The 14480-nt window shown below is 73.2% G+C and carries 17 protein-coding genes; 6 read left to right on the top strand and 11 right to left on the bottom strand.

The features are described from left to right. Positions 1-282, bottom strand: coding sequence for a hypothetical protein (locus K353_RS24355; RefSeq protein ID WP_111555685.1), 282 nt, complete (start codon positions 280-282; stop codon positions 1-3). Between the two features lie 250 nt (positions 283-532). After that, on the bottom strand, positions 533-862 hold the full coding sequence (locus K353_RS24350; RefSeq protein ID WP_111555684.1) for a hypothetical protein: 330 nt from the start codon (positions 860-862) through the stop codon (positions 533-535). A gap of 271 nt (positions 863-1133) precedes the next feature. Here K353_RS24350 and K353_RS24345 point away from each other — a divergent pair, with 271 nt between their 5' ends. Beyond that, positions 1134-2153, top strand: coding sequence for a LuxR C-terminal-related transcriptional regulator (locus tag K353_RS24345; RefSeq protein ID WP_370447645.1), 1020 nt, complete (start codon positions 1134-1136; stop codon positions 2151-2153). 144 nt (positions 2154-2297) lie between these two features. Here K353_RS24345 and murJ read toward each other — a convergent pair whose 3' ends face one another. Continuing rightward, positions 2298-4472, bottom strand: a complete 2175-nt coding sequence (gene murJ, locus K353_RS24340; RefSeq protein ID WP_233533800.1) for a murein biosynthesis integral membrane protein MurJ — start codon at positions 4470-4472, stop codon at positions 2298-2300. Positions 4473-4777: 305 nt separating this feature from the next. Next, a complete protein-coding gene (locus K353_RS24335; protein ID WP_111555683.1) occupies positions 4778-5659 on the bottom strand; it encodes a phosphatase PAP2 family protein in 882 nt (293 codons plus the stop codon). Positions 5660-5982: 323 nt separating this feature from the next. On the opposite strand from K353_RS24335, the gene K353_RS24330 reads away from it, so the two are divergent. Both K353_RS24330 and K353_RS24325 read left to right on the top strand, forming a co-directional pair. Beyond that, on the top strand, positions 5983-6954 hold the full coding sequence (locus K353_RS24330) for an RNA polymerase sigma factor RpoD/SigA (protein WP_111555682.1): 972 nt from the start codon (positions 5983-5985) through the stop codon (positions 6952-6954). A 51-nt stretch (positions 6955-7005) separates the two neighbouring features. Continuing rightward, the gene (locus tag K353_RS24325; RefSeq protein ID WP_100836668.1) at positions 7006-7197 is read left to right on the top strand and encodes a hypothetical protein; all 192 of its coding nucleotides are present in this window, start codon (positions 7006-7008) and stop codon (positions 7195-7197) included. Between the two features lie 30 nt (positions 7198-7227). Here K353_RS24325 and mscL read toward each other — a convergent pair whose 3' ends face one another. From mscL to K353_RS24305, 4 genes are all read right to left on the bottom strand, one after another. Beyond that, positions 7228-7644, bottom strand: coding sequence for a large conductance mechanosensitive channel protein MscL (gene mscL / locus K353_RS24320; protein WP_111555681.1), 417 nt, complete (start codon positions 7642-7644; stop codon positions 7228-7230). 541 nt (positions 7645-8185) lie between these two features. Further along, the gene (locus K353_RS24315; RefSeq protein WP_111555680.1) at positions 8186-8404 is read right to left on the bottom strand and encodes a DUF397 domain-containing protein; all 219 of its coding nucleotides are present in this window, start codon (positions 8402-8404) and stop codon (positions 8186-8188) included. A gap of 167 nt (positions 8405-8571) precedes the next feature. After that, the gene (locus K353_RS24310; protein ID WP_111555679.1) at positions 8572-8790 is read right to left on the bottom strand and encodes a DUF397 domain-containing protein; all 219 of its coding nucleotides are present in this window, start codon (positions 8788-8790) and stop codon (positions 8572-8574) included. Next, on the bottom strand, positions 8787-9617 hold the full coding sequence (locus K353_RS24305) for a helix-turn-helix transcriptional regulator (RefSeq protein WP_111555678.1): 831 nt from the start codon (positions 9615-9617) through the stop codon (positions 8787-8789). Before K353_RS24305 ends, K353_RS24310 begins: the two co-directional genes overlap by 4 nt. Before the next feature lie 222 nt (positions 9618-9839). On the opposite strand from K353_RS24305, the gene K353_RS24300 reads away from it, so the two are divergent. The 3 genes from K353_RS24300 to K353_RS24290 all read left to right on the top strand — a co-directional run bounded on the left by K353_RS24300 (position 9840) and on the right by K353_RS24290 (position 10802). Continuing rightward, complete coding sequence (locus K353_RS24300) at positions 9840-10046, top strand: hypothetical protein (RefSeq protein ID WP_111555677.1); 207 nt, start codon at positions 9840-9842, stop codon at positions 10044-10046. A 60-nt stretch (positions 10047-10106) separates the two neighbouring features. Further along, positions 10107-10427, top strand: a complete 321-nt coding sequence (locus tag K353_RS24295; protein ID WP_146616558.1) for a hypothetical protein — start codon at positions 10107-10109, stop codon at positions 10425-10427. A 96-nt stretch (positions 10428-10523) separates the two neighbouring features. Continuing rightward, positions 10524-10802, top strand: a complete 279-nt coding sequence (locus K353_RS24290) for a hypothetical protein (protein ID WP_111555675.1) — start codon at positions 10524-10526, stop codon at positions 10800-10802. Positions 10803-10882: 80 nt separating this feature from the next. Here the strand turns inward: K353_RS24290 and K353_RS24285 are convergent, their stop codons facing one another. The 3 genes from K353_RS24285 to K353_RS24275 all read right to left on the bottom strand — a co-directional run bounded on the left by K353_RS24285 (position 10883) and on the right by K353_RS24275 (position 14436). Then, positions 10883-11218 (bottom strand): FmdB family zinc ribbon protein, encoded by a 336-nt coding sequence (locus K353_RS24285; protein ID WP_111555674.1) that lies wholly within the window; start codon positions 11216-11218, stop codon positions 10883-10885. A 94-nt stretch (positions 11219-11312) separates the two neighbouring features. Continuing rightward, positions 11313-12611 carry an MFS transporter gene (locus tag K353_RS24280; RefSeq protein ID WP_111555673.1) on the bottom strand — a complete coding sequence of 433 codons (1299 nt, stop codon included), beginning with the start codon at positions 12609-12611 and terminating at the stop codon, positions 11313-11315. 220 nt (positions 12612-12831) lie between these two features. After that, positions 12832-14436: a potassium/proton antiporter gene (locus K353_RS24275; protein ID WP_233533799.1), complete on the bottom strand. Its 1605-nt coding sequence runs from the start codon at positions 14434-14436 to the stop codon at positions 12832-12834. Positions 14437-14480 lie beyond the last annotated feature (44 nt).

Raw genomic sequence — 14480 nt, 5'->3', positions numbered from 1 at the left:
TCAGCCCCAGCCCCAGGTCCCGGACTGCTGCGGGCCGCTCGGGCTGCTGGTCGGGGTCGGGCTGCCGGACGGGACCGGGCTCGGGTCCGAGACGCCGCCGCCGACCACGGCGTTCTGGGCCGCCGCGTCCCCGGGCTGCTGCGGACCGCCGGCGACCGCCCCGTCGGCGGTGACGACGGCGCCCGGACGTGCCGGGCCGGCCAGTTCGGCGGCGGTGGCGACGCCGCCTACCGTCAGCGCACCAAGTACCGCAATCGTGACAATTCGGATGTTCAGCGCCATGGGAGTGCCCGATCCTCTCGCGTTCGGCTGATGCCCCGGGCTGCCACCGGGGCGTGTGGTGTGAGCCGTCGTCAGGTGCCCGGTGCGATCCGCGTCCCCCGCCGGGGGCTGCTCCCGCTTCCTCGCTCCGTCGTCCTGCCGACAACAACGAGAGTGCTCCCGGTGGCACCTCCGTGTCAGTAGCCGGAGCTGTCACCACAGTGCCGTGACACTGTGGTGCCAGCTCCGCCACCGGGTTGTTGATGTACCGTCAGCTACGGGCGCTGTCCTGCCACGTGCCCAGCGCGATCCACGGGTCCGCCTCGCAGAGCGCCACCGACCAGCCCGCCAGCGGCCCGTCCGGCCCCACCAGCGCCGCCGCGCCCGCCCGCAGCGCCCACTCCGCCGACAGCAGCGACGCCGCCGTCAGGAAGCACATCGCCGCCAGCCCGTCCGCGACCTCCAGCACCCGGACGTGGCACACCCGGGCCCCGTCCAGCGGCAGCCGCAGCAGCGCGGCCCGCACCGGACCGGCCCCGGCGGACACCGCGCACCGACCCGGCGCGGGCGGCGGGTCCAACTCCAGGCGGATCGCGTACATCCGTCCAGCGTGGCAAATCCGCATCCGATCCGCGCGGTACGACGGGTGTCACATCCCCGCCTGGCACGAATATGACAGTTGCCGGGCGCTCTTCACGGCTCGCCCACCTGTACGACAGAATCTCCGCAAGCCAGTTCTCGACGGTGACCGGTCAGCGCTAGTCTGACGCCCGGTCAGCAGGAATCCGGGGGGCGCGCCACGGCGCGCTGGAGGTCGACATGCGCAGAACCACGCGGACGGACCCGAGCCGGGGCACGCGGAAGACCGGATCTTGACCGCCGGCGGCCCGATCGGGCTCGACTCGTTCGGCGAGGCGGTCTACCGCGCCATGCTGCTCCACCCCGACCTCGACACCGGCGGCCTGGCCGGCCACCTCGACTCCACCGAGGTCGAGGTCGGCCACGCCCTCGACCGGCTCGCCGACCTCGCCCTCACCCGCCCCACCAGCTGCGGCACCCGCTGGCGCGCCGTCAACCCCGAACGCGGCCTGGCCGCCCTGCTCGCCCACCAGGAGGCAGAGGAGGCCCGCCGCCAGCGCGAGGCCGAGCGCAGCCGGGCCGCGATGGCCGGACTGATCGCCGAGTACGCCAGCATCCACGCCCCCGGCGCCGACGGGCAGCGCGGCATCGAGATGCTCTCCAGCCTCGACCAGGTCCGCGACCGGCTGATCCAACTGGCCTCCGACGCCACCGCCGAGGTGCTCTCCTTCGCCCCCGGCGGCCCGCAGCCCGCCCCCGTCATGGAGGCCAGCCGCGCCCTCGACCAGGACACCCTGGAACGCGGCGTCCGGATGCGCACCGTCTACCAGGACAGCGTCCGCAACGACCCCGCCACCGTCCAGTACGCCCGCTGGCTGCACGGCCTCGGCGGCGCCGTCCGCACCACGCCCACCCTGCCGCTGCGCATGATCGTGGTCGACAACGCCACCGCCATCGTCCCGATCGACCCCGACGACCCCCGCAAGGGCGCCGTCCTGCTCCAGAGCCCCGGCGTGGTCGCCGCCCTGCGCGCCCTGTTCGACCAGGTCTGGGAGCACGCCCGCCCGCTCGGCGAGAAGAGCCCCCAGCGCGACCCGCACGGCCTCACCGGCCAGGAGCGCGAACTGCTCCGCCTGCTCGCCGACGGGCTCACCGACGAGCGCGCCGGCCAGCGCCTGGGCGTCTCGCTGCGCACCGTCCGCCGGATGATGGCCGACCTGATGGTCCGGGTGGACGCCCGCAGCCGCTTCCAGGCCGGCATCCAGATCGCCGCCCTCGGCTGGCTGGAGGCCGCCGAGGACGCCCCGGCGTAGCGCGCCGCCCGCGCGGGCCCCCGCGGCCCGGCCGGGCGTCCAGCGCGGCCCGTACCGGGCCTTTACCGTCCGGACGAGGGCCCCGAGCACCGGTGGGGACGCGCCGGAGCCGGTGCGACGCGGCCGACACCGGCGCGGCGCGCCTCAGCGCCGGTGCTTGCCGCTGGTCGGGGCCGGGGTCGGGTACGGGATGCGCAGCTTGCGGGCGAACGGGGCCACCGAGGCGCCCACGCCCAGCGGGCGGGCCAGCACGAACAGCGAGAGCAGCACCGCCAGCGCGCCCGCGGCCAGGCCCGCCAGGCTGCCGAACAGCCCCGCGCCGAACCGTCCGGCCAGCCAGTGCGCGGCCAGCGCGCCCGGCGCGCAGGCCACCAGCAGCCCCAGGTGCAGCACCACCAGCCGGCCGCCCTCCAGCCCGCTGCCGCGCCGCCAGCCGCGCCGCACGCCCAGGTCCACGGTGGCGTTCGCCCCCGGCGCGAAGGCGTCGGTGCGCAGCACCATCGTGGCGTCCGGGCCCTGGCCCGGACCGGCCTGCGCGGGCACCGCCGCCGGGGCGGCGCCCCGGGACAGCCGGCGGCCCAGCGCGATGCCGGTCACCGCCACCGAGACCAGCGCGGCCGTGGTGTGCGCGAACGCCATGCCGACCACCTTGTAGCGCAGCGGCAGCGTCTCGTACGCCACCCAGCACATCAGCGCGTTGGTGCCGGTGGTCACCAGGGTCAGCCAGAACGGGGTGCGCGCGTCGCTCATCGCGTAGAAGCCGCGGGCCAGCGCGTACTGGGCGCAGAACGCGGGCAGGCCGACCGAGAAGGCCATCAGCAGCGAGGCCACCACCATCGCGTCGGCGTGCACGGTCGGCCCGGAGCCGTAGCCGTACGCGGCCATCGCGATCTGCGGGGCCAGCGCCAGGAAGAGCACCGCGGCGGTGACGATCATCGCGGCCGAGGAACGCAGCATCCCCGACAGGTCCTCGCCGATCTTCCGGTAGTCGCCGGCCGTCGCGGCCCGCGCCATCCCCGGCAGCAGCGCCGTCACCAGCGAGATGGTGATCACGCCCTGCGGGACGACGAACAGCTGGTAGGCGTTGGCGTAGGCGGCGTAGCCGCGTCCGCCGGCGATGTGCGCGTCCGCCGCCGCCTTGCCCGCGCCGGTGCCCAGGCTGGTGATCACCGCGAAGGACAGCTGGGTGGCCACCACCAGCAGCAGCGCCCAGCCCGCCGAGCGCAGCGGCCGGGTCAGGCCCGCGCCGCGCCAGTCGAAGCGCGGCCGGAAGGTGAAGCCGGAGGAGCGCAGCGAGGGCAGCAGCGCGGCGGCCTGCACCACGATGCCCATGGTCGAGCCGAGGCCGAGCAGCAGGGTGTCGCCGGAGGTCACGTCGCCGACCTGGTAGGCGTGCCGGCCGATCACCAGGTAGACGCCGAACACGCCGATCGCCACGACGTTGTTCAGCACCGGCGTCCACATCATCGCGCCGAACCGGTCGCGGGCGTTCAGCACCTGCCCGAGCAGGGTGAACACGCCGTAGAAGAAGATCTGCGGCAGGCAGTACCGGGCGAAGTCGATCGCCAACTCGCGCTGGGCGCCGTCGAACTGCGAGTACAGGTCGACGATCTGCGGGGCGAACAGGAACGCGCCGACCGTCAGCACCACCAGGATCACGCCGCACAGGGTGAGCAGCCGGTCGGTGTACGCCTGGCCGCCGTCCCGGTGGGTCTGCATCGCGTGCACCAGCTCCGGCACGAACACCGAGGCCAGCGCGCCGCCGATCAGCATCATGTAGACGATGTTCGGCAGCGAGTTCGCCACGTTGAACGCCTCGCCGACCGGGCCGTTGGTCAGCGCCGCCACGATCACCGCGCTGCGCACGAAGCCCAGCGCCCGGGAGGCCAGCGAGCCCAGCGCCATGATCAGGCCGTTGCGGCCGGTGGAGGCGGGCTTCTTGACCGCGGGCTCTGGCCCGTCCGGCTCCTCGCCGACCCGCGGCGCCGGTACCGGCCGCTCGGCGCCCGGCGGGGGGGTCTGCGGCGCGGGGGCCTGCGGCGGGAAGGGCGGCGGCTGGCCGTACTGCTCGAACCCCTGCGCGGGGATCCGGCCCAGCTGCATGGTCGGCTGGTCCTGCCCCGGGTGCGGTCCGCCCGGCGGCGGGTAGGACGGGGCGCCCTGCGGGTGCGGGCCGCCCTGCGGCGGCTGCGGCTCGCCCTGGCGGTACGCGGTGTCCGGCCGGCGCGGTCCGCCCTGCTCGTACGGGGCGCCCTGCTCGTACGGTCCGCCCTGGGGGTGGTACGGGTCGCCGGGGCCGTCCGCAGTGTGCAAGGTCATCGGACCCCCCGTCGATCGGTGCCCGTCCGGCGTTGCGTGGGTGAGTGCGGGAGATTCGGCCCTGGTCCGGACTCCGCCTGCCGGTTGCAGGGTGCACCAGCCGCAGAAGTCTGCCCCACTTCGGCACCCGATGGGGAGTCGGGTGCCGACCGGCGCGCTGTTCGAGCCGGTCGCACCGGTGTCCGGAGCCCTTGCCGCACCGGCCGTGGAGCGCCGTTTGCGCCCGGAAACACGCGGAATGCTGCCCGCGCGGTTCCCCCGCGCGGAGGAGGCGGGCGACGCGGTGTGACGTTGCTCACGATCCGTCAGGAACGCCCCGGATCGCGCTCCGCAGCTGGTTCCGCGACGGATTCCACGACGGATTCCGCCGCGGGTTCCGCCGGTGGCAGCGGCGCGGCCAGCACCCGCTGCACCCGGGGCCGGTGCCGCCGGTGCAGCAGCAGTACGTCCCGGCCGAACCGGCCCGGCCGCCACAGCTCGACCGCCAGCGCCGACCCGGCCAGCACCGCGACCGCCGCCGCCCAGCCCGCCAGCACGTCGCTCGGCCAGTGCACGCCCAGCGCGATCCCGGTCCAGCCCGCCGCCAGCACCACCAGGCCCGCCGCGACGCCCGCCGCCACCCGCACCGGCCGCTCCGCCCGCGGCCACACCAGCACCAGCAGCGCCCCGCAGGTGACCGCCGAGGCCAGCGCGGGCCCGGACGGGAAGGACCCCCCGGAACCGGCGGCCACCGGCTCGGCGAAGTGCGGCCGGGGGCGGTCGACCAGCGCCCCGCCCGCCCGGCCCGCGGCCCAGCCCAGCAGTGCCACCGCCACCGTCCAGCCCGCCGGCACCCGGGCACCCAGCACCCACAGCCGCACCGCGACCGCCCCGAGCAGCCCCCGCATCACCCAGGTCGGCCCCAGGTCGGCCAGCGTCTGCAGGGCCGCCGTCCACACCGGGTGCCGCAGCGCGTAGCGGTGCAGCAGCGCCACCCAGCCCCGGTCCAGCCGGGCCAGCGGCGGCCAGCCGGCCCGCACCAGCACCAGCAGCGCCGCGAACGCCAGCGCACCCGCCAGGGCGGGCCAGGCACAACGGAGCGCCCCCGGGCGTTGTAACCGTGGCGGGGCCGCGAGACGGCCGGTGCCCCGGCCGCCGCCCGGGCACCCGGCGGCCGACCGGGAACCGGGGTCGATGGGCTGGTGCATGACAGAAACCTTCCCAGCGGCAGGAGGCGAACCGGCGCTGGTCCGATCGCGATTCGGCATCGGTTGTGCGGACGCGCCGCGAAGGCCCCGCACGGATTCGGTGCCGATCGCCCGGTGCGCACCGTGCAGGGCGCGTCACGCTCCGTCTATCGTTCGAGTGAAAACCGGCAGGATACTGCATGGCCCGTGGAAAGCTGAGTCACTTGGGAATGTTGTCCGTTTTCTGTGCGTTGGATCGTTACGTGTGAGCCACGAACGGGCCCACAGGGTTGTGCCGAGTGGCGGAACGGAGCGCCCCCGGCAGCGTCAGTGAGGGAGCAAGCATGGCCACCCGTGCCGTCGTACGCGACAGGGCCGATCGGACTCGCACCGCCCGCCCGACCAACCTCGAAGCCGACCGCGACCTGGTCGGCATGTACCTCGACGAAATCGCCAGGACACCCCTGCTCGACGCCGCCGAGGAGGTCGAGCTGTCCCTGCGCATCGAAGCCGGGGTCTTCGCCCAGCACCTGCTCGACGAGGAGGAGCGGCCCGACGGCGTCACCACCGAGGAGCTCCAGGCGATAGCCGACGACGCCGAGCGCGCCAAGGACGTCTTCATCCGCTCCAACCTGCGCCTGGTCGTCGCCGTCGCCCGCCGCTACCCGCGCAGCGGCCTCCCGCTGCTCGACCTGATCCAGGAGGGCAATGCCGGCCTGGTCCGCGCGGTGGAGAAGTTCGACTACTCCAAGGGCTTCAAGTTCTCCACCTACGCGACGTGGTGGATCCGGCAGGCGATCACCCGCTCCATCGCCGACCAGTCCCGCACCATCCGGCTGCCCGTCCACCTGGTCGAGGAGCTCGGCCGGATCCGCCGGGTCCAGCGCGAGAAGGCCAAGGAGCTGGGCCGCGAGCCCGAGCCCGCCGAGATCGCCGCCGAACTGGACACCACCGAGCAGCGGGTCAAGGACGTCCTGGACTGGGCCCGGGACCCGGTCAGCCTCAACATGTCGGTCGACGACGAGGGCGAGACCCAGTTCGGCGACCTGGTGGAGGACACCGGCGCGGTCTCCCCGGAGGACGCGGTCATGGTGATGATGCGCCGCGAGGAGCTGGACGACCTGATCGGCCGCCTCGACGACCGCACCGCCTCCATCATCCGCAGCCGCTACGGCATGGAGGACGGCCGCGAGCGGACGCTCACCGAGGTCGGCAAGCAGCACGGTCTGACGCGCGAGCGGATCCGCCAGATCGAGAAGCACGCCCTCGCCGAACTCAAGAAGATCGCCGACCACGCGGGCTTCGAGGCGGCGTAGCCCGCCCGGCGGGCGGGCCGCCGGGGCCCGCGGCCGTCCTACAGTGGAGGCATGACCTCCCCGGACGCGCAGAAGCCCGAGCCCCGGCCCGAGACCGGCCGCCCCCGGCCCCGACTGGTCTTCACCGACCCGTTCGACCAGCAGACCTCCGACGACACCGACCGCGGTTGGGGCGACACCTCGGAGGAGCGGGGGCTGGACTGGTACCGCAGCCAGCGGCCCCCGCACCACGGCGAGAAGTAGCGGGACCGGGAAGCAGCGGGAACGGCGGGATCAGCCGCGGCGCACCAGCGCGTCGCGGATCTCGGCGAGCAGTTCGACCTCCTTCAGTTCGACGTCCAGCGCCTCGTCGTCCACGGACTTGCGCCTGCGCATGAAGTGGTTCATCGGCAGGATCAGCAGGAAGTACACGACGGCGGCGGTGATCAGGAAGCTGAGCGCGGCACTGAGCACCGAACCCCAGAGGATGAAGATGCCCGAGGTGACGTTGCCGGCATCGTCCACCGTGCACGGCCCCTTGAGGCAGGAGCTGTAGGCGGCCAGGTCCTTGGTGCCGAACAGCCCGACCAGCGGGTTGATCACGCCCTTGACGAACGCGTTGACGACGCTGGTGAAGGCCGCGCCGATGACGACGGCGACGGCCAGGTCCACCACGTTGCCGCGGAGCAGGAATTCCTTGAAGCCTTTCATGCCGCGTCGAACGTCGGACGCCCCCGAAGGTCACGGGTGAACCCCCCGCCGTCAGGTTGACGCCCGAGCACACCCCGCCACCCCGCCGCCCGCCCCCGACCCGGGCGGCGGCGACCCGCAGAGCAGCACGGCGGACAGCGCCAGACAGGCCACCGCCAGCGGACCGGAACGCCGCCGCAACGCCCGCCACAAGCGGTGGCGCCCCGACGCGACGCCCAGGATCGGCGGGAAGTCAGGCACCTCACGACGCGGCGGAACGAGCACGGCGGGCAGCAGGAAAGAGGTCACGGCACGGGCCTTCCCGAACGAAGCACACGACCCCGGACGGAGCCGCGCCAGCCATCCTGGGCCCCACCCGGACCACCCCGCCCCGAATTCCCCCACCCTGTGGAAAACCCGCCCCTGTGGAAAACCGACCTCACCCCACCGAGTGAACCCCCCCGCCATCCGGCCCCACCCCGTACCCCACCCGCCCCCACCGTCCGGAGGAACCCGCGTAACCCGACCCGGCGACAGCGGGTCCGCGAGTCTCGGTGATGGATCAGACCTCGGTGAAATGGCCGGCCCTGACCGCCGTGACGAAGGCGGTGAAGGCGGGCTCAGTGAAGAGGAGGGCGGGGCCGTGGGGGTCCTTGGAGTCGCGGACGGGGACGATGCCGTGGGTGGCGGTGAACTCCGTCGTGAACTCGACGCAGTTGCCGCCGTCGGTGCTGTGGCTGCTCTTCGCCCACTGGGCATTGTGTAGGTCGATGGGTGTCATGCGAGTTCCTCCTGTGGCCATTGCAGTGGTGGGTCGGTGGGGCTGCTTGGCGCTGGCGATCGTACTTCGGGGCGGAAGCGACGGGGTGAGGTTTTCCGTATCGGGCATGAAGAAGCCCCGCGCGCCCAAGTGGCCGGCCTGCGGGGCTCGGTGGTTCTGGTGGCGGGTCAGATCGATTCGAAGTTTTCGGCCTTGATCGCCGTGACGAAGGCGGTAAAGGCGGGCTCAGTGAAGAGGAGGGCGGGGCCGTGGGGGTCCTTGGAGTCGCGGACCGGGACGATGCCGTGGGTGGCGGTGAACTCCGGCGTGAACTCGACGCAGTTGCCACCGTCGGAGCTGTGGCTGCTCTTCACCCACTGGGCGTTATGCAGGTCGATGTGGGTCATGCGAGTTCCTTCCGAGCAGTTCGGATCATGGCTAGTGAAGGGGCCGTTGGGAGGGACTCCACCAGAAGCCGATCGTAGCGCTTGGACCAGGAGGCAACAGTCTCCCGGTTTCGCTCCACATGTCCTCGGGCCAGGGATTCCGCATAGCCGAGCACCGACCTGTCGGGCAGGGTGAGCAGGACTACCGACGTTCTGAACGGTGCCCACTCGCCCAGCGTGAACGGAGCGATCTGCAGCACGATGTGAGGGCTCGCTGCCATGGCCTCAAGATGCGCAAGTTGGTTCGCCATGACTTCGGGTCCGCCTATGACCCGACGGATGCACCCCTCGTCCAGCACCGCGTGGACGATAGGTGCGGCGGGGCGCTGGAAGATCTGTTGGCGGTTCAACAGGAAAGATACTCGCGCCTCCGCCTGGGCTTCGGTGATGTCTCCACGCTGCACCGCCGCCATCGCCAAGGCCGAGGCGTAGGCGCGCGTCTGAAGCTGTCCCGGAACGATGCCCAACTCAAAAGTGCGGAGCATCCGGCACCTCGCCTCTGCTTCGACATACTCCGTGAACCCCTCCACCAGGCTCGCGTTCGAGTAGAGCCGCCAGAGTTCCTGGAATCGCGAGCCGGTGCCGAACACCTCGTCGGCTTTTACAGCGAAAGTAAAAGTCAGGGCCCGCTTACCTCGTTCGATGAGCGAGATGTAGCCGTTCGTATAGCCCATGTGTTTGGCCAACCTGACCTGCGACCACCCACGAGCCGCCCGTGACCTGGCAAGTTCCCGGCCGAAGCGCAGGGCGGGCGATGACACCACATCAACTTCGTTGCCGGTTTCCATGGTTGTCCCCCTTTGACGGACCGGAACGGTCAACGGTCAAGCCCTGGTGAGCGTAGCCGTTCCCGCCGATGCTTGTGACGCAGAGAACGCAGAAAGAAGCGGACGGTGACCGGCGTGCGGGGGCTCGCTCCCGGCGCGCGTGCGGTCCGGGTCGTCCGAGGGGGGCGTGAACGCCCTCCGAACTCCCCTTGCACAGCTCAACAAGCCGTGAGGTCGATCGCCATGCCGAACCACCAGGACCCGGAGCCGGAAGCGAAGTTGACGATCCGGGTCTATACCGTGCGGGCCGACGGAGCCCGGGTGCAGGTCTCGTCCTGCACGTCCGAGGAGGAACGCTTCCTGCCGCTGGTCTCCGCGCTGGTCTGGCCGGCCTGCCGGTGCCCGCGCTGCGGCGACCGCGACGGGGCGCGGGAGCCTGACGCGGCCTGACCGGCCGGTCGTCCCGTCCAGCCGACACCCGAGACCCGACACCCGAACGAAGGGATGCACGTGTTGTACACCGGACAGCCGCCGGAGGCGGTCGATGCCCTCCGGCGTTTTCTGCGCGCGGGGTTCGCCGACTCCGAACGGGCCGCCGAGCTGCTGGAGCGGGCGTTCCGGCCGGCCCGCCTCGATCCGCCGCCGGGGCTGTCGCCGGTCTACCGGGCCGAGGTGCCGCCGGAGTCCGGCGGCGTCGCGCTGGGGTGCGCCGGGCTGCCGTGGGTGCAGCGGCTGGCCGAGGCGCTGCTCGAACTCGCCCTCCTGCGCGGCGACCTGTCCTTCGTCCGGCCCGGTTCCGAGGAGCGTCCCGCGCTGGAGATCGCCTCATGAGCGGCGGTGAGCGTGGCGGAGCCCGGAGGGTCACGTCCGCGGTCCGGGTGGCGGCGCCGGCGGTCCTCGTCGCGTCCGGCCGTCCGCACTGATCCGGTGGGGGACGCGGAGGCGCGGCAGGCGGCCCGGGACCGGGCGTGGGCGATCGCCGAGAAGCTGGCGGCGGCCGGTGGCGGGGAGGCCCGGCTGACCACCGTCCCCGGCGGCTACCGGGTCGAACTCCACCTGAGCGGGCCCGCGCCGGACGAGCTCGGGGTGCTGGAGGCCCTCGCGCTGGGCGACCGCTGGGGGCACCGCCGCTCGCCCCCGTCGCGCCACGGCGGAGTGGCGAAGGAGGCCGTGTGGAGCGAGGTCCGCCAGGAGCGGTCCGGTTGAGCGGTCACGGCGCCGCGGGCCGGGCCGTCAGCGCGGAACACCGGGCCCGTGCGGGACCCGGTGTCCGTGGAGCGTCGCGGTCAGCTCGTGCTGGAGGCGGAGCTGCTGGAGCTGGAGCTACCGGAGCCCGTCGAGGAGGACGAGGCGCTGCCGCCACTGGAGGAGCCCGTCGAGGAGCCCGTCGAGGAGGACGAGGAGGGCGTCGAGGACGACGACGAGCCCACCGAGCTGCTGGAGCTGGAGCGGCTGTCGGTGCGGTAGAAGCCGGAGCCCTTGAAGACCACGCCCACGGCCGAGAAGACCTTGCGGAGCTTCCCCTGGCAGTCGGGGCACGTGGTCAGCGCGTCGTCGCTGAACTTCTGCACCGCCTCGAGGCCGTTGCCGCACTCGGTGCACTGGTACTGGTACGTGGGCACTTTCCGCTTCCTCCTGCACTCCCCCTGGCACTCTCACGCTATGAGTGCTAACGACGGTCCATGATGCGGCATTCCGCTGGAGGAGTCCAGCGGCTCAGCCGTGGCGGGCCGCGCCGACCGGCTCCTCGCGGACCGCGCCTCCCCGGGCCACGGTACGGGGCGCGGGTGCCGGAACGGCCAGCAGGCGGCGCATCGTGACGAGCGCCACCAGGCCGAGGCCGGAGCCGGCCAGGGCGACGGTGAAGCCCAGCGAGGGCCCGGAGCGGTCGATCAGCTGCCCGGCGGCGGTGGAGCCGAGCGCCAGGCCCAGGCCGATCGCGCCGGTGAGCCAGGTGAACGCCTCGGTCTTGGCGCCGTCCGCGACCAGGGTCTCCACCAGGGTGTAGCCGGTGATCAGAGTGGGCGCGATGGCCAGGCCGCAGAACAGGCCGGCCGCGGTCAGCGCGGCCAGGTCGGGCATCGCCCACAGGGTGGAGCAGCCGAGCACCAGCAGCGCGTAGCAGGCGATCATCCGCCGCCGGGGGGTGGAGCGCCAGGGGACCAGGCCGTAGAGCACGCCGGCCACCATCGACCCGGCCGCGAACAGGCCGTAGACCAGGCCGCTGAGTCCGCCGGAGCCGGCGTCCTCGGCGAAGGCGGTGATCGAGACCTGGAGGGTGCCGAAGACGGTGCCGAGGCCGAGGAAGGCCCCGGCCAGCAGCCGTACGCCGGGGGAGGAGAGCGCGGAGGCCCGCCGGTGGCCGGGGGCGGCGGGCCCGGTGGGTGCGGGCGCGGTGTCCCGGCGGGCGGCGAAGGCGAGGCCGCCGAGCAGGGTCAGGGCGGCCTCGGCGGTGAGCCCGACGGACGGGTTGACCAGGGTGGCGATGCCGGTGGCCAGCATCGGGCCGAGGACGAAGGTGAACTCGTCGGTGACGGACTCGAAGGCGAAGGCGGTGTTCATCAGGGCCGGCCGCTCGCCCAGCCGGTGCACCCAGCGGGCCCGGACCATCGCGCCGACCTGCGGCACCGCCGCACCGGCCGGCGCGGCGGCCAGGAACAGCGTCCAGTCGGGGGCGCCGGCGTGGGCCAGCACGATCAGCGCGGCGACCGCCCCGGCGTGCACCAGTACGGCCGGGACCAGCACCGCGGCCTGGCCGTGGCGGTCGGCGAGCCGTCCGGTCTGCGGGCCGATCAGGGCCTGCGCGACGGCGGCGGCCGCGGCGACCGCGCCCGCCAGGCCGTAGGAGCCGGTGGTGTCGTGGACCAGCAGCACGATGCCGAGACTGAGCATGGCGTACGGCAGCCGGGCGACCAGCGCCGGGAGCAGGAAGGTCCAGGCGCCGGGGGTGCGCAGCAGCGCCCCGTAGCCGGAGCCGTGGGTGGTGGTGTCGTCGACCGGTCGGCGCGCCGCCACGGTCGGTCCTCTCTGCTGCCTGGTAGCGCCGCGGTCGGGGGTGGGGACCGGTCCGGCGCCGAGGGTCGTCCTCTCGCGCGTCGACCGGGGTTGTTACCGGGCCCGGGCGAGGTGCCGCGGGGCCCGGCCGCCGAGCGGTCGCGCCGACTCTGCATCAGGCAGATACGGAAAAGCGGGTGTATCGGATGTATCGGGGTGTTCCGGCCTTCAGCTTAGCGGTTCAGCCGGTCTTCTTCCTGGCGATGGAAGGCTTGACGGCCAGGGGAGGCTTTCCGGCGACGGAGGGCTTCCCGCCGGGGGAAGGCGTCCGGCGGGACGTCCGCGAAACGCCGGACGGGCCTTCCGCGTGCTCCAGCCACCCGGCGAGCTTGCCGCCGCGGTCGACGGCGCGCAGCCGGCGCTCCGCGGCCTCGGAGACCTCGTCGGTGGTGACTACCAGCAGTTCGTCGCCCTCGCGCAGCACCGTCGTCCGGTCCGGCACGAAGCTGGAGCCCTCGCGGACCACCAGGGTGACGGCGGCGCCCTCGGGCATCCGCAGCTCGGAGACCTCGACGCCGGACATCCGGGAGCCGGGGGCGAGGTGGACGGAGAGCAGGTGGCCGTGCAGCTTCTCCAGCGGGGCGGACTCGATGCCCAGGTCCTGGCCGATGTCGCCCTCGCCGATCCGCAGCCACCTGGCGACCAGCGGCAGGGTCGGGCCCTGGAGCAGGGTGAAGACCACGACCAGGATGAAGACCACGTTGAACAGCTGCTGGGCGTCGGTCGCGCCGGACACCAGCGGGATGGTGGCGAGCACGATCGGCACCGCGCCGCGCAGCCCGGCCCAGGACAGCAGCGCCTGTTCCTGCCAGGGGATCCGGAACGGCGTCATGGTCAGCAGCACCGACAGCGGCCGGGCGACGAACACCAGCACCGCGCCGGCCACCAGGCCCGGCACGACCGCCGCGCCCATGCTGGTGGGCGTCACCAGCAGGCCGAGCACCACGAACATGCCGATCTGCCCGATCCAGGCCAGCCCGTCGGCGAAGCCGCGCACCGCGGGGCCGTGCGGCAGCTTGGAGTTGCCGAGGATCACCGAGGCGACGTAGGTGGCGAGGAAGCCGGAGGCGTGCAGCAGCGAGCCGCCCGCGTAGGCGAGCACGATCAGCGCCAGCACCGCGATCGGGTACAGGCCGGAGGAGGGCAGCGCGATCCGGCGCACCGCGTACGCGCCGAGCTTGCCGACCGCGTAGCCGACCGCCCCGCCGACCACCAGCTCGACGACGATGGTGCCGACCAGCACGTACCAGGGGTCGAGCTCGCCGGTGGCGGCGAAGGCGACCACCAGGATCACCACGGGCGCGTCGTTGAAGCCGGACTCGGCCTCCAGCAGGCCGGTCAGCCGCTTGGGCAGCGGCACCATCCGCAGCACCGAGAAGACCGCCGCGGCGTCGGTGGAGGAGACGATCGCGCCGAGCAGCAGCGCGGTGCGCCACTCCAGGCCGACCAGCCAGTGCGCGCCGGCGGCCGTGACGAACACGGAGACCGCGACGCCCAGGGTGGCCAGCACGGCGGCGGCCGGGACCACCGGCCTGATGGACCGCCAGCTGGTCTTGAGCCCGCCCTCGGCGAGGATGACCACCAGGGCGGCGTAGCCCAGGACCTGGGTGAGCTCGGCGTTGTTGAAGCTTATGCCGATGCCGTTCTGGCCGAGCGCGACGCCGATGCCGAGGTAGATCAGCAGCGAGGGCAGCCCCGAGCGGGTGGAGATCCGCACCGCCACGACGGCGAACAGCAGGATCACGGCGGACTCGAGCAGCAGGGTGTTCAGGTGGTCAACGGTCACGCAGGGGCACCTCGGGGCAGGGAGGGGGCTTCTGGCGGATCGTT

It is taken from the genome of Kitasatospora sp. SolWspMP-SS2h, from assembly GCF_003259315.1.
Classification (GTDB): Bacteria; Actinomycetota; Actinomycetes; order Streptomycetales; family Streptomycetaceae; genus Kitasatospora; species Kitasatospora fiedleri.
Note: the sequence above shows the minus strand (reverse complement) of the source record. Positions and strands in the feature narration are given on the sequence as shown.